We start from the raw sequence: 19,164 nt of genomic DNA on the forward strand, positions 1-19,164 counted from the left end.
GGTGAGGCGATTGTGGCTGGCGCGGCGCTGGGTGACGCCGTCGTGGCCGGGGCGCCGCCGGATGATCGGCCGCGGGTGGTGGCGCTGGGTGGGGGGCATGGGCTCTATGCCTCGCTGTCGGCGCTGCGCGGCGTGGTGGGCGACCTGACCGCGGTGGTGACGGTCGCCGACGACGGTGGCTCCAGCGGGCGGCTCAGGCGTGAGCTGGGCGTGCTTCCTCCCGGCGACCTGCGGATGGCGCTGGCCGCGCTCTGCGGCGACGACGAGTGGGGGAGCACCTGGAGCGAGGTCGTCCAGCACCGCTTCCGCAGCGAGGGTGACCTGCACGGCCACGCCGTCGGCAATCTGCTCATCGTGGCGCTGTGGGAGCTGCTCGGCGACCCCGTGGCGGGCCTCGACTGGGTGGGCCGGCTGCTCGGTGCCCATGGCAGGGTGCTGCCGATGGCGTCGGTGCCGCTCGACATCGTGGCCGAGGTGGAGCTCGACGGCGTCACCTCGACCGTACGCGGGCAGGTGGCCTGCGCGCTGACCCCCGGCCGGGTGCAGGCGATCTCGCTGGTGCCGGAGGATCCGCCGGCGCGGCCCGAGGCCGTACGCGCGGTGCTGGAGGCCGACTGGCTGGTGTTCGGGCCGGGGTCGTGGTTCACCAGCGTGTTACCGCATCTCAAGGTGCCCGAGCTGGCTCGGGCGCTGCATGAGTCGAAGGCTCAGCGGCTGGTGACGCTCAACCTGGCGCCGCAGCCCGGCGAGACCGACGACTTCTCACCCCAGCAGCACCTGGAGGTGCTCCGGCAGCACGCGCCCGGCCTGCGCGTCGACGTCGTGCTCGCCGACACCGGCGTGGTCGATGACCGCGACGCTCTGGAGAAGGCCGCCACCGCGCTCGGCGGGCGGCTCGTCATGGCCGACGTCGCGGCCGCCGACGGCTCCCCCCGGCATGACTCACGACGTCTTGCCTCCGTCCTGGACGAGATTTTCCTCCAGAAGCGTTGATCCTGGTCGGCGCGGCGCAAAGGTGCGAGACACTGCTGAGAGCCGGTCTGAATGGGGGAGGACTAACGCTTATGGCGATGACGGGTGTGGTGAAGGACGAGCTGAGCCGCCTGCCGGTGCTGAAGCCTTGCTGCCGGAAGGCGGAGGTGTCGACGCTGTTGCGGTTCGCCAGCGGGCTGCACCTGGTGGGCGGGCGCATCGTGATCGAGGCGGAGCTCGACACCAACGCCACCGCGCGGCGGCTGATCAAGGACATCGGGGAGGTGTTCGGTCACAAGGCCGAAGTGCTCGTGCTGGCACCCGCCGGGCTGCGCAAGGGCTCACGCTATGTCGTGCGCGTCTACCGCGACGGTGAGGCGCTGGCCCGGCAGACGGGTCTCATCGACAACCACGGGCGCCCGGTCCGCGGCCTGCCTCGTCAGGTGGTGGCGGGGGCCGCCTGCGACGCCGAGGCCGCGTGGCGCGGGGCGTTCCTGGCGCACGGCTCGCTGACCGAGCCGGGGCGCTCCATGTCGCTGGAGGTCACCTGCCCGGGGCCCGAGGCGGCGCTGGCGCTGGTGGGCTCGGCGCGGCGGCTCAAGATCCACGCCAAGGCGCGGGAGGTGCGGGGCGTCGACCGGGTCGTGGTACGCGACGGCGACGCCATCAGCGCGCTGCTGACGCGGCTCGGCGCGCACGACAGCGTGCTGGCCTGGGAAGAGCGCCGGATGCGCCGCGAGGTGCGGGCCACGGCCAACCGGCTCGCCAACTTCGACGACGCCAACCTGCGCCGCTCGGCGCGGGCCGCGGTGGCGGCGGGGGCGCGGGTGCAGCGGGCGCTGGAGATCCTGGGCGAGGAGGCGCCCGACCACCTGGTGATCGCGGGGCGGCTGCGGGTGGAGCACAAGCAGGCGTCTCTGGAGGAGCTGGGGCAGATCGCGGATCCGCCGCTGACCAAGGACGCGATCGCCGGACGCATCCGGCGGCTGCTGGCGATGGCCGACAAACGTGCCACCGACCTGGGCATCCCCAACACCGAGGCGAACCTCACCGTGGACATGCTCGCCCAGTGAGCGTTCTCTGAGCGGCCTCTGCGCGGCGCGGTGGCCCCCTGACCGCGGGCACGTGACCGCGCGTGTCGGGCGGGTCTCCGGCGGTGCGGCAGGACTGTTCTGGGCGGGCTTCTCCGTGCGGGGTTCTTCCTGTGGGGGCTCTGCCGTGCGTGGCTTTCCGTCAAGGCGGTTCATGCATTACGGCAGGCACGGTGGGCGCCGATCGCCGTCGTGGGCTGGGCCCCGTCCAGGGGAACGCTCCTCCGGTGGCGGGACTTCCCGCCGTGACGTGCGCATGCTTGGCCGTCTCCGTGGATCGGGCCGGTGAGCCGTTTCAGGACCGGCCCGAGTCCCTCGGGGTGAAGAGGTCGCCTGTGGGGCGTGAGGGGTTGGTGGGGCTTTGGAGAGGCTCGAAGGGGGCCCGGTACTCCGGTTCGGCCGGGGTCGGGTCCTCCGGTGGGGTGAGGGAGGCTCGGCGGGCTCGGACGCGGCGTACTCGTATGCGTACGAGGAAATAGGCCGTCAAAACCGCCACTACCAGCGGGAGCCAGGGCTCCCACGAGTCCTTCAGGGAGGGCCAGAGACCTGCCAGCTCGGCCGGGATGTTGGTGATGAGGCGGTCGAGGCTCAGGTCGGGCCGGCCGCCGGTGGTCATCGCGCGGGCGGTGGTCCATCCCAGGGCCACCGCCGCCGCCGAGCAGAGGCCCGACCACCACGGCAGGAGCCGGCTGCCCGGCCTGAACAGGCATACCAGGAGAGACAGGAGCAGGGCCGAGGCGAAGGCGATCGTGGTCATCGCCCAGAGGCCGTCGCCGGCGGTCAGGAAGGCAGCCGGGATGAAGCGGTCTCCGTACAGGAGTACCGCCGCTTGCGCGATGGCGCAGACGAGCGTGGCAACGAAACCCACGATCAGGCCAGACAGCAGGCCGGACCTAGGTTGTGACATCTCAGCCCCCAGAGAATGCCGGAACTTACTCCGATGAGTCGGGCACTTTACTCGAAGCTCACAAATTACGCCGCCTGATCGCGGATTCACGGTAGGGGGAGTCGAGTGGTCTAAACCAATTTGGTTCCGATAGGGTTTGGCATTGAGGTTTTTAGCTCGCCATCACGTACGAGGAGATCGGTTCCCGTGAGCATCCGCGTAGGCGTCAACGGCTTCGGCCGCATCGGTCGCAACTTCTGGCGTGCGGTGGCCGCCAGTGGCAAGGACATCGAGATCGTTGCGGTCAATGACCTGACCGACAACGCGACGCTCGCCCATCTGCTGAAGTACGACAGCATCCTCGGCCGCCTGCCGTACGAGGTGAAGGTCTCCGGCGACGAGATCACCGTCGACGGCAAGACGATCAAGGTCTTCGAGGAGCGCGACCCGGCCAAGCTGCCCTGGGGCGACCTCGGCGTCGACGTGGTGCTGGAGTCGACCGGCCTGTTCACCGACGCGGCCAAGGCCAAGGTGCACGCCGACAACGGCGCCAAGAAGGTCATCATCTCCGCCCCGGCGAAGAACGAAGACGTCACAATCGTGATGGGTGTCAACGACAACACCTATGACGCCGCCAAGCACACGATCATCTCCAACGCCTCCTGCACCACCAACTGCCTGGCTCCGCTGGCGAAGGTCCTGAACGACGCCTTCACCATCGAGAAGGGCCTGATGACCACCATCCACGCCTACACACAGGACCAGAACCTGCAGGACGGCCCGCACAAGGACCTGCGCCGCGCCCGCGCCGCCGCCGTCAACGTGGTGCCCACCTCGACCGGCGCCGCCAAGGCCATCGGCCTGGTGCTGCCCGAGCTCAAGGGCAAGCTCGACGGGTTCGCGATGCGCGTGCCGATCCCCACGGGCTCGGCCACCGACCTGACCGTCGAGGTCTCCCGTGACGTGACCGTCGAAGAGGTCAACGCCGCGTACAAGGCCGCCGCCGAGGGGGCGCTCAAGGGCGTGCTCAGCTACACCGAGGACGAGATCGTCTCCAGCGACATCGTCACCGACCCGGCCTCCTGCATCTTCGACGCCGGCCTGACCAAGGTCATCGGCAACCAGGTCAAGGTCGTCGGCTGGTACGACAACGAGTGGGGCTTCTCCAACCGCCTCGTCGACCTCATCCAGTTGGTGGGCGCGGACCTCTGATGCGTACGCTCGACGATCTCGATGTGAAGGGTCGGCGCGTGCTCGTGCGCGCCGACCTCAACGTCCCACTCGACGGTGAGACGATCACCGACGACGGCCGCATCCGCGCGTCGGTGCCGACGATCAAGGCGCTGACCGGCGCGGGCGCGAAGGTCGTCGTCTGCGCTCACCTGGGCCGCCCCAAGGGGCGCCCCAACCCCGGCCTCTCGCTGAAGCCGGTCGCCGAGCGCCTCGCCGAGCTGCTCGGCGAGGACGTGGCCTTCGCCACCGACGTGGTCGGTGACAGCGCCCAGGGCGTCGCCGACGCGCTGGAGGAGGGCCAGGTCGCCCTGCTGGAGAACCTCCGGTTCGAGGCGGGCGAGGAGTCCAAGGACGAGGCGGAGCGCGGGGCGTTCGCCGAGAAGCTGGCGGGGCTCGCCGAGCTCTACGTCGGCGACGGCTTCGGCGCGGTCCACCGCAAGCACGCCAGCGTCTACGACGTGCCCCGGCTGCTGCCGCACGCGGCGGGCAAGCTCATCGTGGCCGAGCTGGAGGTGCTCAGGAGGCTCACCGAGGACACCGAGCGCCCCTACGTGGTGGTGCTGGGCGGCGCCAAGGTCTCCGACAAGCTCGGCGTCATCGCCAACCTGCTGGCCAAGGTCGACCGGCTGCTGATCGGCGGCGGCATGGCCTACACCTTCCTCAAGGCCCAGGGCTATGAGGTCGGCAAGTCGCTGCTCCAGGAGGACCAGCTCGACCAGGTGCGCGGCTTCCTCAACGAGGCCGCCGAGCGCGGTGTCGATCTCGTGCTGCCCGTCGATGTGCTGGCCGCGACCGGCTTCGCCGAGGACGCGCCGCACGACGTGGTCGAGGCCACGGCGATCCCGGCCGACCGTGAGGGGCTCGACATCGGTCCCAGGACCCGTGAGCTGTTCGCGGCCAAGCTGGCCGACGCCAAGACCATCTTCTGGAACGGCCCCATGGGCGTCTTCGAGTTCGACGCGTTCTCCGGCGGCACCCGGGCCGTGGCCGAGGCGCTGATCGGGGCCGACGCCCTGACGGTGGTCGGCGGCGGCGACTCGGCGGCTGCCGTACGCAAGTTCGACCTGCCCGAAGACGGCTTCTCGCACATTTCCACCGGTGGTGGCGCGAGCCTGGAATATCTCGAGGGCAAGACCCTGCCCGGACTCGCCGCCCTGGAGGACTGACCGTGAGAAAGCCGCTTTTCGCCGGCAACTGGAAGATGAACCTCAACCACCTTGAGGCCATCTCGCTGGTCCAGAAGCTCGCCTTCGCGTTCACCGACAAGGACTTCGACAAGGCGGAGATAGCCGTCCTGCCGCCGTTCACCGACCTGCGCAGCGTCCAGACGCTCGTCGACGGCGACAAGCTGCGCATCGTCTACGGCGCCCAGGACCTGTCCCAGCACGAGGCGGGCGCCTACACCGGCGAGATCTCGGGCGCGATGCTGGCCAAGCTGAACTGCACGTTCGTCCTGGCCGGCCACTCGGAGCGGCGGCAGTATCACAGCGAGGACGACGACCTGGTCAACGCCAAGGTGCACGCCGCGTTCCGCCACTCGCTCACGCCGATCCTGTGCGTCGGCGAGGGCCTGCCCGTGCGCCAGGCGGGCGAGCAGGTTTCACATTGCCTGGCTCAGCTTGACGGCGGACTGCGCAAAGTCTCCGCTGAGCAGGCACAATCGATGGTAGTGGCCTACGAGCCGGTGTGGGCGATCGGCACCGGCGAGGTGGCCACTCCCGAGGACGCCCAGGAGGTCTGCGCGGCGCTGCGAGGAAGACTCGCTGAGCTGTACGACCCCGAAGTGGCCTCCGCAGTACGTATCCTTTACGGAGGGTCGGTCAAGTCAGGCAACATCGCTGGGATCATGGCTCAACCCGATATCGACGGCGCGCTCGTGGGCGGTGCCAGCATCGATGCCGGGGAGTTCGTTAAGATCTGCCGTTTCTCCGATATGTCTGGCTAACTGAGTCGTTCCGGGGGTGCGACTTGACAACAAGCCGTACCCTCTAGAAGCAAGTTTGAATCGTCACGCGTGACAGAGCATTGAAGGACTAGGCATACCGTGGAAATCGGAATCTCCATCGCCCTCATCCTGGCGAGCTGTCTCATGATCCTGCTCGTCCTGCTCCACAAGGGCAAGGGTGGTGGCCTGTCTGACATGTTCGGCGGCGGTTTCTCGTCGAACTTCGGTGGTTCCTCGGTGGTGGAGCGTAACCTCGACCGGTTGACCGTGATCACGGGCACCGTCTGGTTCGTCTGCATCATCGCTCTGGGTCTGCTTCTGCGGCCCTGAGTCAGATTGACGCGTGACAGTGATTCTCCCCCCGTGTGTCACGGGGCGATCGAGCGAGGAGTTCATCCGTGGGTAGTGGCAACGCGATCCGTGGCAGCCGTGTCGGCGCCGGCCCGATGGGGGAGGCCGAGCGCGGCGAGGCAGCTCCGAGAGTGCGGGTCTCGTTCTGGTGCGCCAACATGCATGAGACGCGGCCCAGCTTCGCCAGCGATGCGGCGGTGCCCGAAATGTGGGACTGCCCGCGCTGCGGCCTCCCGGCCGGCCAGGACGAGCAGGCCCCGCCTGCCCCGCCCCGGAACGAGCCGTACAAGACGCACCTGGCTTATGTGAAGGAGCGCAGGAGCGACAAGGACGGCAAGGCGATCCTCGAGGAAGCGCTGGAGCGTCTGCGCAACAACAAGTCCCCCTGGTAGGACCTTGTTAGCTCAGAGTTATCTCCGAAGGACCCCGGCACACTGCGCCGGGGTCCTTCGCTGTTCGTGGCGTGGGCCGTCACGGGCGACCCCCGGGTTTCACCGGATGGGGTTCGGCGGTGCCATGGGCGGCCACCTGCGTCGTGGGTTTGGCGGGGTGCCGGATCCGTGGGGTGCGCGGGATGCTGGGGGGGTTGGCGGGTTCGGGGTGCCGGGCTCTGTGGAGTGGTCAGGGATCTGGCTGGTGCCGTAGGGCTGAGACGCGGTCGCGGACCTGAGACAGGCGGCGTTCGATCTCCGGGAGGAAACGCGGGTCGAGCGAGTCCCGGTCCGCGCTCAGGCGGTGGGCGGCCTCGTCCGTGACCTGTTCCACCAGTCGCAGCACGTCGGCCCGGCCGCTGAGGTAGCCCTCGCGCACCGCCGCCGCGTGTTCGGCGGTCAGTTCGTGGTCCACCCCGCTGGTGTCCAGGTCCAGCAGGTCGCGCACCGCCGAGGCGCCGATCGTGAACGCCAGCGGCCATACCAGTCCCGCCAGGTCGGCCCAGTGCAGCGGTACGGGCAGCAGCCACACGCAGACGCACAGGATCGACGCCACCGACGCCACGGCCGCGATCCGGCGTCCCAGCCCCAGGTCGCGCCAGTACATGACCGTCAGCGGGACGGCGAAGAGCATCGCGTGCAGGAACGGCATCCGGGTGAGCCCGCCGGCGGCCATCGTCCGCATGAGGGACGTCGAGACCAGCGCGTCCACGGCGCCGAAGCAGAGTCCCGCGGCCAGCACCCGCGCGTGTGCCGCCGTGCCACGGGCGAGGACGCGCCGGTGCGCCCACAAGGCGACCAGCAGCCCGGTCACCGTGAGGGCCGCGCAGGCCGGGAGCGGCACGCCGTCCATGTCGCGCCACGAGTGGCTGAGCGAGCCGACGGCGCCGAGGGCGATGGCGATCGGTCCCGCGTCGAACGGCGGAGTGTTCGGGCGGGCGTCCTCCGGCAGGACCACTTTCCTGGAGCCGATCCGCAGTTCCTGCCGTCGCCCGAGCGGCCGTGGCTCGTCCGCGGTGACGGTGAGCGAGCCCGTGGGCGCCAGACGTACCAGGGCGTCGTGCAGGGCGGCCGTCTGGGCGGGGGAGAGCAGCAGCGAGCCGCTCTCGTCCGTGGGACGGAACTCCACGTCGCGGGAGAGGTCCGGGCTGGCCAGGTTGTGGCGCTGCTCCCAGCGCAGCAACGCGACCGCCAGGTACTCGGCGTGATCGGCCGTCTCCTCCGCCAGCCGCTGCCGCCAGGCCGACAGAGGCGACGCCACCTGGCGGCCCGGTCCCGCCAGCAGCGGCCAGGTACGGGTCAGCAGGTCCACCACGGTGTCGGCGCCCATGGCCACGCTGTGCCGACCGGCCAGCTCGGCGCGGCTCCTGGCCGCCTGACGTTCCGCCGCGGCCACGCGCAGCCGTTGCCGCAGCCGCCCGCGCAGGTAGCGGCCGATGAACACACCGCCCGCCACGCCGCCGGCGGGCCAGAGAAGGGGCGCGGGACTGTACGACCAGCCCGCCACGGCCAGTGCCACGTTGGCCACCGCGCCCGACGTGAGCGGTACGGCCAGCGCCGTCCAGCCGTGCGCCAAGGCCAGCTCGTAGGCCAGGGGTGCGGCCAGCAGGGCGGGGGCGTCGATCGGGTCGCCGGCCAGCGCGGACCAGACGGCCACGTCGGCGACGTCCAGCGCCAGCCGTACCGGGACGGGGATGCCGTGGCGTCTGAGGGCGCGGAAGACCAGCACGTCGTACAGGCACGAGGCGAGCAGGGTGAGCAGCGCCACGGGTGGCGTGAGGGGCTCCCAGAGGGTCACGCAGATCGTCACCCGCGAGGCCAGCCGCAGGTTGAGGAAGAGACGGACGGCGGTGAACGAGGTGGACCGCGTAGCGCCCCTGAGCGATTCATTCATCCGGTGGCGGTGGGGGTGTTTTCACTCTTGTCGCCCAGGTCAGGAAGCGGGCGATCTGTGGCAGCGACGGCAGTGACTGGGTGCGGTCCGGAGCGCGGCCGTCGGAGGTCGTCGGCGCGAGCCGGGCCTGCCGGTTGAACCGCTCCCGTAACCGGATCCAGGCCCGCGACCGGGGACTGACCCGCTCGCCCAGCCGTTCCGGCAGGTGCTCCGCCAGCGCGTGCGCCACGGCCGCGTTGACCCGGCTGACGGGGGAGACGCCGAGCCTGATCTCCTCTTCGGGATCGGCGGGGCCGGGCACGCCCCCAGACGGTTGGAGTACGGCGGCGCGCAGGCGGGCCGCGTCCCCGAGCTGGCTGCGGTGGTAGAAGTAGTCGGCCCTGGCCTCCCGCATGCGCCGCCGGACCGCGCCGTCGAGGAAGTGTCCGGTGAGCACGATGACCGTGGTCTGCTGACGGCTCCGGACGCGGCGGACGGCCTCCACGACCGCCACACCGGGGAAGTGGTCGTCGGGGCTGCGCTCGTCGGCGGCGTCCACCAGCACGACGTCGACGCCCTCGTACGACCAGCCGGCCGCCGCCCGATGATCGAGTCCCGCGATCACCTCCACACCCGGCGTCGCGGACAGGATGGCGACGATGCCGGTGCGGCTGATGTCGTCGTCGTCCACGACGACCACGCGCTTGCCGTGTGTCCCCGTCACACGGTCATTACACTCCCGACCTGATGGCTAGTGCCAGATCCTGATGATCAGCGCGCCCGCGTTGTCACCGAGGCAGCGGTTCTGATCGTTGATCCTCATGAACAGCCGGCCACCGGAACCGGCCCGCCAGCTCCGGTGCGCGCCCAGGGCACGCGAGCCGCCGTTGATCCGGGACAGGAGCCTGCCGTAGGGGGAGCTGTCGTGGATCTTGCAGCCCTGGTAGATGTGCGAGTCGGTGTCCCAGTCGTAGCCGTCGGCGCCCACCCACGGGAAGGAGTTGTTGTCGACCGTCCAGCTGCCGCCCACCTGCGCGACCCGGACGCGGTCGCCCGCGTACACGTAGATCCCGGTGTCCTGCCAGCCGCGCCTGGACGTGATCACCACGTCCCTGCCGCTCTGGGTCGTCGCCTGTGCGACGCCGGGAATGGTCACCGTCATCGCGCAGGCGAGCGCCGCGACGGCCCACGTTCGCCGCATCACCATGTCAGCCTCCACTTGTGTCGGAGGCGACCGTACGCGGGAAGGGTGCGCGTTCCGTAGCGCCGGATCGCGCACCCACCCTGGCCTACCTTTCGTGTACGGCGACGCCGTCCACGAACGTCATGCGTACCCCGGTGGTCCAGATGTCGCGCTCCGGCAGCGTGAACGGGTCGCGGTCCAGGACGACGAGGTCCGCCGGGCGGCCCGGTGCGATCACCCCGGCGGGGGAACGGTTGATCCAGGCCGAACCGGCCGTGTACGCGGTCAGCGCGGTCGCCAGGTCGAGGCGCTGGCCGGGCAGGAACGGCGTCTGTGCCGTGGGGTAGCCGGCGTGCACCGAGCTGCCGGGCTCCGTACGGTTGACGGCCACGTGCATGCCCTGCAGCGGGTCGGCGCTCGACACCGGCCAGTCGCTGCCCGCGCAGAACCGCGTCCCGTGGGAGAGCAGGTCGGCGAAGGGGTACTGCCACGAGGAGCGGGGCTCGCCCAGGAACGGCAGCGTCAGCTCGTCCATCTGCGCGTGGTGGGTCGCCCAGAGCGGCTGCAGGTTGGCCGTCACGCCGAGCGCGGCGAAGCGGGGCACGTCCGACGGCTCGATGATCTGCAGGTGCGCGATGTGGTGCCGGTTGGCGGGCGAGGTGCCCTCGAAACTGTCCAGCGCCTCGCGTACGGCCCGTTCGCCGATCGCGTGGACGTGCGCCTGGAAGCCGAGGCGGTCCAGCTCGGCCACGTACGTCCTGAGCTTGTCCGGGTCGACGTAGGACAGGCCCGTGCCGCCGCAGAGGCAGTAGGGCTCCAGCGTCGCGGCGGTGAAGTTCTCGGTGATGCCGTCCTGCATGATCTTCACCGAGGTCGCGCGGAACCGGTCCAGCCCCTCCGCCGAGGCGCGGCGCGCGGTCAGGTCGTCGATCTGGTCGAGGCCACGGGTACGGTCCCACCACAGCGCGCCCACCACGCGGGCCCGTAGCCTGCCGGAGCCGGCCGCCGACAGGTAGGTGGGAAGCTGGTCCACCGAGCCCGCGTAGGAGCCCACGATGGCGTCCTGCCAGCCGGTGATGCCGAGCGAGAACAGGTAGCGCTCGGCATCCGCCAGCGCCCGGTCCAGGTCGAGAGGGGAGGGGCGCGGGGTGAGGAGGCCGACGAGGTCCATCGCGCCCTCGTGCAGGACGCCGCTGGGCGTGCCGTCGGCGTCGCGTTCGATGCGGCCGTCGGCGGGGTCGGGGGTGTCTGCGGTGACGCCGGCCAGCTCCAGGGCACGGGCGTTGACCCAGGCGGCATGATGGTCGCGCTGGATGAGGTAGACGGGCCGGTCGGCGAAGGCGAGCTGGTCGCGGTGCGGCAGCCCACCCGGGAAGGCCGACATGTCCCACCCGCCGCCATCAATCCACTCTTTTTCAGGATTTTTCGCCGCATAGTCAGCGATCTTCGCCAAATAGGCATCGAGTCCGTAAATTTCGGATAGGTCGCACTTGGCGCGCTCCAGGCCCGCCTGTACCGGATGCACATGCGCATCGGTGAACCCGGGCACCAGCAGACCCCCGTCCAGGTCCACGGTCTCGTGCCCCGGCGCCAGCCGTACCAGGTCCCGCTCGTCGCCAACGGCGGCGATCACGCCGTCGCGGACCAGCACGGCCTCGGCGAAGCCGGTCTTCGCGGTGAAGACCCGTCCCCCTCGAAAGAGCGTGTTCATAGTGCTCCCCAATCTCAACGTGATTCAGTGGCCGGTGATCAGATCGGCCATGCGGGCCAGTACGGACGTGCCCGGCATCGACTGCTCCCGGTGGTCCGCCACCCGGTACAACCGGTACATCGCGTGCACCCCCAGCCAGCGCAGCGGCTCCGGCTCCCAGGCCCGCACCCGGCGGCCCACCCACGGCAGCTCCGTCAGCGCGGTCCGCTCGCCCAGGACGAGGTCCCGCATCGTCCGGCCGGCCAGGTTGGCCGTCGTCACCCCGTGCCCGGTGTAGCCGCCCGCCCAGCCCAGGCCGGTGGCCGGGTCCACGTGCACGGTCGAGCACCAGTCGCGCGGCACCCCCAGGACTCCCGACCACGCGTGCGCCACCGAGGAGGACGCCGCGGCGGGGAAGAAGTCGATCAGCAGCCGCCAGAGCGCCTCGACCGTCTGCTCGTGCGTGTGCCCCCTGGCGTCGACCCGCGAGCCGTACAGGTACGGCCGGCCGCGCCCTCCGAAGGCGATGCGGTCGTCGGCGGTCCGCTGCGCGTACATGTAGTAATGGGCCATGTCCCCGAGCAGCTCGGACCCCGCCCAGCCGACCGTCTCCCAGAACGAGGCGGGCAGCGGCTCGGTGACGATCAGCGAGCTGTTCATCGGCAGCCACTGCCGCCGCAGGCCCTTCAGCCGCGAGGTGAACCCCTCGGTCGCGCGGAGCACGTGGCGCGCCCGGACCGTCCCGAACGGCGTCACGGCCAGCCCCGGGGCGATCTCCGTGACGGGCGTCCGCTCGTAGACGGTCACCCCGAGCTCCCGTACGGCGCGTGCCAGCCCTCGTACCAGCTTGGCGGGCTGGACCCGCGCGCAGTGCGGACTCCAGGAGGCGGCCACGGCCCCCGCCACCCGCAGCCGTTCGGCGGGATCGACCAGCCGCAGGTCCGCCTCCTCGATGCCCCAGGCGCGGGCGGCCGACACCGAGGCCCGCAGGCGGGCCGCCTGAGAGGGAGTGCGGGCCACGTTGACCACGCCGCCCTTGACGACGTCGGCGTCGATGCCCTCCTTCTCGCAGACCTGGATCACCTCGTCGATCGAGGCGTACATCTCGCGCTGCAGCCGCCGCGCCCCCTCCACCCCGTGCGTCCTGGCGTAGCGCTGATGCGAGCCGGCCAGGTCGCCGGTCAGCCAGCCGCCGTTGCGCCCCGAGGCCCCGAACCCGGCGAAGTCCTTCTCCAGCACCACGACGTTCAGCGACGGCTGGGCCTGCTTGAGGTAGTACGCGGTCCACAGCCCCGTGTAGCCCGCGCCGACGATCGCCACGTCCGCCTGGAGGTCGCCGTCGAGTCGCGGACCAGGGGCCGGCACGCCGGAGGAGCGGTACCAGAAGGAGACGTCGCCGTTCACGAATCCGGACGACAGGGAGACATGCGCGTTCATGGCCGGTATCCTCCTATACGCCGCATCTAGCTACGAAACTCGCATTCGAAACACGGCGTTAGCGGCCAGGTAACACCTCCCCGGCATCCTCTTCCTATGGGATTCTTGCGCATTCGCACGACGGTGGACGAGCGTCCGGGACGACTGGCCTCCCTGGCCGCGGCCCTGGCGGACAGGGGCGGCAACATCCTCGGCCTGAGCGTCCAGTCGGACGCGGACGGCACCGTCGACGAGTTCGTCGCCGACATCCCCGCCGCGCCCGAGGCCGTGCGTGCGGCCCTGGAGGAGGCCGGTGGCCGCCGCGTCCAGGTGGTCCCGGCGACGGCGCACGAGCTGACCGACGAGCCCACCCGCGCGCTGCTGCTGGCCTCCCGGCTGCGGTCGATGCCGTGGCGGCTGCCGGAGTTCCTGGCCGAGTTGCTGCGCGCCGACGATGCCAGGTGGATCTATGGTGAAGCGGTGAGTGATCTTCCCGACCCGACCCTGCTCGTGGTGCCCGTCGCACCCAGGCGCGCCGTCCGGCTGCGCCGTGCCGAGCTGCCCTTCACCCTGACCGAGGCCGCTCGGGCCGCCTCCTTCGTCCGGCTCGCGCAACCGCCGGTCGAGCAGGACGCCGCCGACCCCACGGTCAAGCTGGCCGACGGCGAGGAGGTCACGGTCCGGCCGCTCACCTCGATCTACCGCGAGGCCGTCCGCGACCTGCACGACAGGTGCTCACCCGAGGCGCGCCGGTTCCGCTACTTCACCTCGATGCCCGAGCTGCCGCCGCGGATGTTCGACCGGCTCTGCGACCGCAGCCGCGGCCGCTCGATCGTCGCCGGGCACGACGGCCAGGTGGTGGCCATGGCCTCCCTGATGTTCACCCCCGATCCGGGCATCGCCGAGATGGCCTTCCTGGTCGAGGACCGCTGGCAGGGGCGCGGTCTGGGCACGGAGCTGGCCAGGACACTGGTGCGCGAGGCGCGCGATCTCGGTTACGCCGAGGTCAGGGCCACGATGCTGTCCGACAACGTACGGATGCGGCGGCTGCTGCTGTCGCTGGGCGCCACACTCGGCTACACCGAGGACCCGGGCGTGATCGAGGCCAGGCTGCCGGTCTGCGCGATGGCGTCAGCCTGAGGCGCTCTCGCCCCGCTCTTCGCCCCGCTCGTCCTCGTCCGGCCCGGAGTCCTGTTCTGCCGGTTCCGCGTCGGGCGTCGCCTGGTCCGGCTGCCGGATGCCCAGGTGGCGCTCGATGCGTTCGAGGCTCTCCTGGATCTGCGTGAGCCGCTCGCCCAGCGCCATACCGCCGGCGAAGAACATCTCGGCCGGCCGGTCCTTCGTCCCCTGCCCGAGCCGGGTGAGCACGCGGTGCCGCAGCTCGCCCAGCTCCACGCCGGCGTCCACGATCGCCTGGGCGGCCAGCCCCTCGCCCTCTCTGATCACCCCGAGCAGGATGTGCTCGGTGCCGATGTAGTTGTGGCGCAACTGCAGCGCCTCGCGCAGCGAGAGCTCCAGGACCTTCTTGGCGCGCGGGGTGAACGGGATGTGCCCGCTCGGCGCCTCGTCGCCCTGGCCCACCTCGCGGGTGACGAAGGCGCGCACGCTCCCCAGCTCGATGCCGAAGCTGTCGAGTGTCAGGCCCGCCACGCCCTCGCCCTCGTGGATGAGGCCGAGCAGGATGTGCTCCGTGCCGATGTGGGCGTGGTTCAGCGTCCGCGCCTCCTCCTGGGCGAGGACGACGACCCGGCGGGCACGGTCAGTGAAGCGCTCGAACACCGAAGGCCTCCGTTCGGGTGGCGTGTCTCCACTATGCGCTACAAACCAGCGGATGTGGGGTAATTGACAGGTGTGGATCTTGACGAGGTGGCCGGTCGCCTGTACGGGCTCCCGCCGTCCGAGTTCACCGCCGCGCGCGACGCCGAGGCCCGTGCCGCCAAGGACGCGGGCGACGTACGGCTGGCCCGCGACATCGCCGGGCTGCGCAAACCCACGGTCTCCGCGGCGGCCGTGAACCGGCTGGCCCGCGAGCACCGGGACGACCTCGGGGAGCTGCTGGCGCTCGGGCAGGAGCTGCGCGAGGCGTGGGAGAGGCACGACGCCGAGGCTCTGGCGGAGCTGACCCGGCGGCGCGGCGAGCTGGCGGGACGGCTGTCCCGGCTGATCAGGCGGGACGCCGGGCTGTCGGCCGCCGCGGCGGCCGAGGCCGAGCAGACGCTCGACGCCGCCGTCGTGGACGCGGGCGCCGCCGAGGAGGTACGGCGCGGCCGCCTGGCCAAGCCGCTCAGCTACAGCGGCTTCGCCCCAGCCCCAGCCCCGGCGGCGCCGCGCGGCAAGCCCGCCAAGAAGCCGACGGACTCGACAGCATCGGCCGAATCGGCCTCGGAGGCGAAGGGCGCGGCGGCCAAGAGTGCGGAGGCGAAGCGCGCGGAGGCCGAGAAGCGAGAAGAGGCGGAGGCGAAGAGGCGGGCGGAGGCTGAAGCCAGGAAGGCCGCCGAACGACAGGAGGCGCTGGACGCCCACCGGGAGTGGGTCGCCGCCCTGGAACAGGCCGTACAGGAGCACGACGAGCGTGCCGAGCGGGTCGCGGGGCTGGAGCGGAAGCTGGCCAAGGCCCGCAAGCGGCTCGCCGAGAGTGCGCAGCGGCTGGAGGTCGCCAAACGGGAGGAGCGGCACGCTCGGCACCGCATAGGTTAAGGTGTACGAAACGGTTTCGTACACCTGGAGTGGCGATGAGAACCTGGACCCCCGCCGACATGCCCGACCTGAGCGGCAAGACGGCCATCGTGACCGGCGCCAACAGCGGCATCGGCCTGCCCACCGCGCTCGAACTCGCCAGGCACGGCGCCCGCGTCGTCGTCGCCACCCGCTCGGCTGCTAAAGGTGGCGCGGCCGTCGAGGAGATCCGCCGGGCCGTCCCCGGCGCCCAGGTCGAGCACGGCGCGCTGGACCTGGCCGATCTCGCCTCGGTCAGGAGCTTCGCGGCCGGCGTCGATCGGGTGGACCTGCTGGTCAACAACGCGGGCGTCGGCATGATCCCGCGCCAGCTGACCCGTGACGGCTTCGAGATGCAGTTCGGCACCAACCACCTGGGCCACTTCGCGCTCACCGGACTGCTGCTGCCCCTGCTGCTGGCCCGTCCCGGCGCGCGGGTGGTCAACGTCTCGAGCGACGCGCACAAGATGGGCAGGCTGGACCTCGACGACCTGGGCCTGGAGCACGGTTACAAGAAGATGAGCTCGTACGGCCGCTCCAAGCTGGCCAACCTGCTCTTCACCCTGGAACTCCAACGACGCGCTCAGCGGGCCCAGGTGGACCTCGTCAGCGTTGCCACCCATCCTGGTGCCACGGCCACCAACTTCTTCAGCGTGGGGCCGCTACAGCCCCTCGTGGGGCTGTTCCTGAAGAGCGCGGCGGCCGGTGCGGTGTCCTCCCTCTACGCGGCCACCTCGCCGGAGATCCACGGCGGGGAGTTCGTCGGTCCCAAGACCCAGCTGCTCACGCCGTCGGAGGCGGCCCGTTCCGAGCAGCTCGCCGCCGACCTGTGGGAGGTCTCCACGCGGCTGACCGGCGTACGATTCGAGGAGATCGCCTACAGCTGAGGACGTGCACGTGCCACCACTCGACCCCGAGCGGGAGCGGGCCATCCTCGACGCGACGCTGGAGTTGCTGTCCGAGATGGGCTACGACCGTATGTCGGTCGACCAGATCGCCAAGCGGGCCAAGGCCAGCAAGGCGACCATCTACCGCCGGTGGGCGGGCAAGCCGGAGCTGGTGGTCGACGTCATCTGCCGCCGGTTCGACATGGACACGCCGGCCGCCGAGGACACCGGCTCGCTGCGCGGCGACCTCGCCTCGGTGCTCGGCGGCCTGTGCGGCGCGGTCGAGCGCAAGCACGGGCTCATCATGGGGCTGTCCTCGACGCTGGTCTCGCACCAGGAGCTGGCCAGGACGCTGCGCGAGCACATGCCGGCCAAGGACCTCGGCGGGGTGGAGGCGTTGCTGGAGCGGGCCAGGAAGCGCGGCGACCTGCCGGGGCCCGTGGACCCCGGCCGCCTGTTCGGGGTGGCGGAGGCGCTGGTCTGGCACCGCATGATCTTCCTCGGACCGCTGTTCGACGAGTCCTTCGTCGCGGAATCGGTGGACGAGGTCCTGCTGCCGCTGGTGCGCGCCTGGGCGCAGTAAACCTAACATTCTTATGTGATATTTCGCCTCAAGCCATGGCTTGAGGCGAAAAGTCGAGCTTAGGGTCGTCGCCATGACGACCCCCATTGGCGCCTTCATCGACGCGCTCCCCAAGGTGGAGCTGCATGTGCACCTGGTCGGCTCCGCCTCCGTACCCACCGTGCTGGAGCTGGCCCGCCGCCACCCCGGCGGCCCGGTTCCCACCACGGAGGAGGAGCTGCGGGCGTTCTACGCCTTCCGCGACTTCCCCCACTTCGCGCAGGTGTACCAGGCCGTCAACGCGCTGGTCCGGGAGCCGGAGGACATCGCCGCCCTCGTGCTCGGCCTGGCCCGCGACCTGGCCTCCCAGGGCGCTCGTTACGCCGAGCTGCAGGTCACCCCATATGCCCACAGCATCGTCGGGATGCCCATGCGCGAGGTCACCGAGGCGCTCGACCTGGCCGCCCGCCGGTCGGAGAGCGACCACGGGGTGGAGATGGCCTACATCTTCGACTTCCCCGGCCAGTTCGGCGAGGAGGCGGCCAAGATCACGGTCATGCACGCTTTGGAACAACCTCCCGCCGCTTTGGTAGGTTTCGGCCTGGCCGGGATCGAGCAGAGCCGGACGCCGTACCGTGACGTCTTCCGCGACGCGTTCGCGGCGGCGCGGGCGGCGGGCCTGCACAGCGTGCCGCACGGCGGCGAGATGACCGGTCCCGAGACCATGTGGGAGGTCATCGAGGGGCTGGGCGCCGAGCGCATCGGGCACGGCATCTCCTGCCTGGAGGACCCGCGCCTGGTGGCTCACCTGCGCGAGACGCAACTGCCGCTGGACGTCTGCCCGACCTCCAACCTCCGTACGGGACAGGTGGCCCGGATCGAGGAGCACCCGCTGCCCAGGCTGCTGGAGGAGGGGCTGTTCGTCACGCTGAACAGCGACGACCCGCCCATGTTCGCCACCACCCTGGCCGGCGAGTATCGCGTCGCCGCGCACGTCTTCGGCCTCGGCGAGCCGGAGCTGGCCCAGCTCGCTCGCAACGGCGTGAACGCGTCCTTCCTGCCGCCGGCGCGCAAGCAGGCCCTGCTGGCCGAGATCGACGCGCTCACCAACTGAGGACGCTACGAAAACTCAGGGAGAGGCGATGCGGCCCAACCCTGGCGGGAGCTTGGCGGCGGCGGTCCGGTCGAGCAGGAACAGCGTCCGCACCCGGCCCCTGGCCCCGGCCGCGGGCACCTGCACGGGCCCGGAGTCGGACAGCGCCAGGCGTACGGCACCCGACTTCTCCTCGCCCGCCGCCACCACCCACACCTCGCGCGAGGCCTGGATGGTCGGCAGCGTCAGGGAGATGCGCGTGGGCGGCGGCTTGGGCGCGCCGTGCACGGCCACGACCGGCCGCGTGTCGTACAGGGCGGGCATCCCGGGGAACAGCGACGCCACGTGCGCGTCGGGCCCGATGCCGAGCAGCATCACGTCGAATCCGGGCACCGGGCCGTGGTCCTCGGGCCGGGCCGCCTTGCGCAGCTCGGCCGCGTAGGCCTCGGCCGACTCCTCCGCCGACATCCCCGAGTCGGGCCCGGCCATGACGTGCACCCGGTCGGGATCGAGGTCGACGTGGTCGAGCAGGGCCTTGCGGGCGCCCGTCTCGTTGCGCTCGGGGTCGCCGGTCGGCAGGAAGCGCTCGTCGCCCCACCAGATGTCGAGGTGGTGCCAGTCGACCGCGTCGCGCGCCGGCGTGGCGGCGATCGCGGCCAGCGTCGCGTGGCCGACCGTGCCGCCGGTCAGGACCAGCGACGCCGACCCCTTGGCCGACTGCACGTCGACCAGCCGGGTGATGATCCGCGCCGCCACGGCCTTGGCCAGGACGTCGCCGTCACGATGGACGACCACATTGGGAACGCTCACGTACTCACTCTTTCACGATCGGTGCC

19 protein-coding genes and 1 pseudogene are annotated in these 19,164 nt (G+C 70.9%); 12 read left to right on the top strand and 8 right to left on the bottom strand.

Annotation, left to right across the window (positions count from 1 at the left end):
- Positions 1-75: 75 nt before the first annotated feature.
- Complete coding sequence (gene yvcK / locus ACGFJ2_RS56215; protein ID WP_357958576.1) at positions 76-993, top strand: uridine diphosphate-N-acetylglucosamine-binding protein YvcK; 918 nt, start codon at positions 76-78, stop codon at positions 991-993.
- A gap of 71 nt (positions 994-1,064) precedes the next feature.
- On the top strand, positions 1,065-2,045 hold the full coding sequence (whiA, locus tag ACGFJ2_RS56220) for a DNA-binding protein WhiA (RefSeq protein WP_357656688.1): 981 nt from the start codon (positions 1,065-1,067) through the stop codon (positions 2,043-2,045).
- A gap of 313 nt (positions 2,046-2,358) precedes the next feature.
- On the opposite strand, the gene ACGFJ2_RS56225 is transcribed toward whiA, so the two are convergent.
- The gene (locus ACGFJ2_RS56225; protein ID WP_393483151.1) at positions 2,359-2,970 is read right to left on the bottom strand and encodes a hypothetical protein; all 612 of its coding nucleotides are present in this window, start codon (positions 2,968-2,970) and stop codon (positions 2,359-2,361) included.
- A 186-nt stretch (positions 2,971-3,156) separates the two neighbouring features.
- Here ACGFJ2_RS56225 and gap point away from each other — a divergent pair, with 186 nt between their 5' ends.
- From gap to ACGFJ2_RS56250, 5 genes are all read left to right on the top strand, one after another.
- Complete coding sequence (gene gap, locus ACGFJ2_RS56230; RefSeq protein ID WP_225291408.1) at positions 3,157-4,161, top strand: type I glyceraldehyde-3-phosphate dehydrogenase; 1,005 nt, start codon at positions 3,157-3,159, stop codon at positions 4,159-4,161.
- Complete coding sequence (locus ACGFJ2_RS56235; RefSeq protein ID WP_358195207.1) at positions 4,161-5,348, top strand: phosphoglycerate kinase; 1,188 nt, start codon at positions 4,161-4,163, stop codon at positions 5,346-5,348. The genes gap and ACGFJ2_RS56235 overlap by 1 nt, the downstream gene beginning before the upstream one ends.
- Positions 5,345-6,127 (top strand): triose-phosphate isomerase, encoded by a 783-nt coding sequence (gene tpiA / locus ACGFJ2_RS56240; RefSeq protein ID WP_357958579.1) that lies wholly within the window; start codon positions 5,345-5,347, stop codon positions 6,125-6,127. Before ACGFJ2_RS56235 ends, tpiA begins: the two co-directional genes overlap by 4 nt.
- Positions 6,128-6,226: 99 nt before the next feature.
- On the top strand, positions 6,227-6,457 hold the full coding sequence (secG, locus tag ACGFJ2_RS56245; protein ID WP_214636246.1) for a preprotein translocase subunit SecG: 231 nt from the start codon (positions 6,227-6,229) through the stop codon (positions 6,455-6,457).
- A 68-nt stretch (positions 6,458-6,525) separates the two neighbouring features.
- On the top strand, positions 6,526-6,870 hold the full coding sequence (locus tag ACGFJ2_RS56250) for an RNA polymerase-binding protein RbpA (protein WP_214636247.1): 345 nt from the start codon (positions 6,526-6,528) through the stop codon (positions 6,868-6,870).
- Positions 6,871-7,099: 229 nt separating this feature from the next.
- Here the strand turns inward: ACGFJ2_RS56250 and ACGFJ2_RS56255 are convergent, their stop codons facing one another.
- From ACGFJ2_RS56255 to ACGFJ2_RS56275, 5 genes are all read right to left on the bottom strand, one after another.
- On the bottom strand, positions 7,100-8,803 hold the full coding sequence (locus ACGFJ2_RS56255; RefSeq protein WP_393483156.1) for a hypothetical protein: 1,704 nt from the start codon (positions 8,801-8,803) through the stop codon (positions 7,100-7,102).
- The gene (locus tag ACGFJ2_RS56260; protein WP_358195227.1) at positions 8,796-9,506 is read right to left on the bottom strand and encodes a hypothetical protein; all 711 of its coding nucleotides are present in this window, start codon (positions 9,504-9,506) and stop codon (positions 8,796-8,798) included. The genes ACGFJ2_RS56255 and ACGFJ2_RS56260 overlap by 8 nt, the downstream gene beginning before the upstream one ends.
- A 27-nt stretch (positions 9,507-9,533) precedes the next feature.
- Positions 9,534-9,989 carry a hypothetical protein gene (locus ACGFJ2_RS56265; RefSeq protein WP_363994473.1) on the bottom strand — a complete coding sequence of 152 codons (456 nt, stop codon included), beginning with the start codon at positions 9,987-9,989 and terminating at the stop codon, positions 9,534-9,536.
- Between the two features lie 82 nt (positions 9,990-10,071).
- Positions 10,072-11,676: an amidohydrolase gene (locus ACGFJ2_RS56270; protein WP_393483159.1), complete on the bottom strand. Its 1,605-nt coding sequence runs from the start codon at positions 11,674-11,676 to the stop codon at positions 10,072-10,074.
- Positions 11,677-11,700: 24 nt separating this feature from the next.
- Positions 11,701-13,092, bottom strand: coding sequence for an NAD(P)/FAD-dependent oxidoreductase (locus tag ACGFJ2_RS56275; protein ID WP_393483162.1), 1,392 nt, complete (start codon positions 13,090-13,092; stop codon positions 11,701-11,703).
- A gap of 96 nt (positions 13,093-13,188) precedes the next feature.
- On the opposite strand from ACGFJ2_RS56275, the gene ACGFJ2_RS56280 reads away from it, so the two are divergent.
- A complete protein-coding gene (locus tag ACGFJ2_RS56280; protein WP_357958392.1) occupies positions 13,189-14,211 on the top strand; it encodes a GNAT family N-acetyltransferase in 1,023 nt (340 codons plus the stop codon).
- A 213-nt stretch (positions 14,212-14,424) separates the two neighbouring features.
- On the opposite strand, the pseudogene ACGFJ2_RS56285 reads toward ACGFJ2_RS56280, so the two are convergent.
- Positions 14,425-14,850: pseudogene (locus ACGFJ2_RS56285) on the bottom strand (Clp protease N-terminal domain-containing protein); the annotation flags it as partial.
- 72 nt (positions 14,851-14,922) lie between these two features.
- Here ACGFJ2_RS56285 and ACGFJ2_RS56290 point away from each other — a divergent pair.
- The 4 genes from ACGFJ2_RS56290 (at position 14,923) to add (ending at position 18,349) form a co-directional block, all read left to right on the top strand.
- Positions 14,923-15,768 carry a hypothetical protein gene (locus ACGFJ2_RS56290; RefSeq protein ID WP_393483165.1) on the top strand — a complete coding sequence of 282 codons (846 nt, stop codon included), beginning with the start codon at positions 14,923-14,925 and terminating at the stop codon, positions 15,766-15,768.
- A gap of 35 nt (positions 15,769-15,803) precedes the next feature.
- Positions 15,804-16,673, top strand: a complete 870-nt coding sequence (locus ACGFJ2_RS56295; RefSeq protein WP_393483168.1) for an oxidoreductase — start codon at positions 15,804-15,806, stop codon at positions 16,671-16,673.
- A 4-nt stretch (positions 16,674-16,677) separates the two neighbouring features.
- On the top strand, positions 16,678-17,256 hold the full coding sequence (locus ACGFJ2_RS56300) for a TetR/AcrR family transcriptional regulator (RefSeq protein WP_358195265.1): 579 nt from the start codon (positions 16,678-16,680) through the stop codon (positions 17,254-17,256).
- A 73-nt stretch (positions 17,257-17,329) separates the two neighbouring features.
- Entirely contained in the window at positions 17,330-18,349 is a 1,020-nt protein-coding gene (add, locus tag ACGFJ2_RS56305) for an adenosine deaminase (RefSeq protein WP_393483172.1), read from the top strand.
- Positions 18,350-18,364: 15 nt separating this feature from the next.
- Here the strand turns inward: add and pgl are convergent, their stop codons facing one another.
- Complete coding sequence (gene pgl, locus ACGFJ2_RS56310; protein ID WP_357656666.1) at positions 18,365-19,138, bottom strand: 6-phosphogluconolactonase; 774 nt, start codon at positions 19,136-19,138, stop codon at positions 18,365-18,367.
- Between the last annotated feature and the right edge of the window lie 26 nt (positions 19,139-19,164).

The organism is Nonomuraea sp. NPDC049028, assembly GCF_043197735.1.
Taxonomy (GTDB): Bacteria; Actinomycetota; Actinomycetes; order Streptosporangiales; family Streptosporangiaceae; genus Nonomuraea.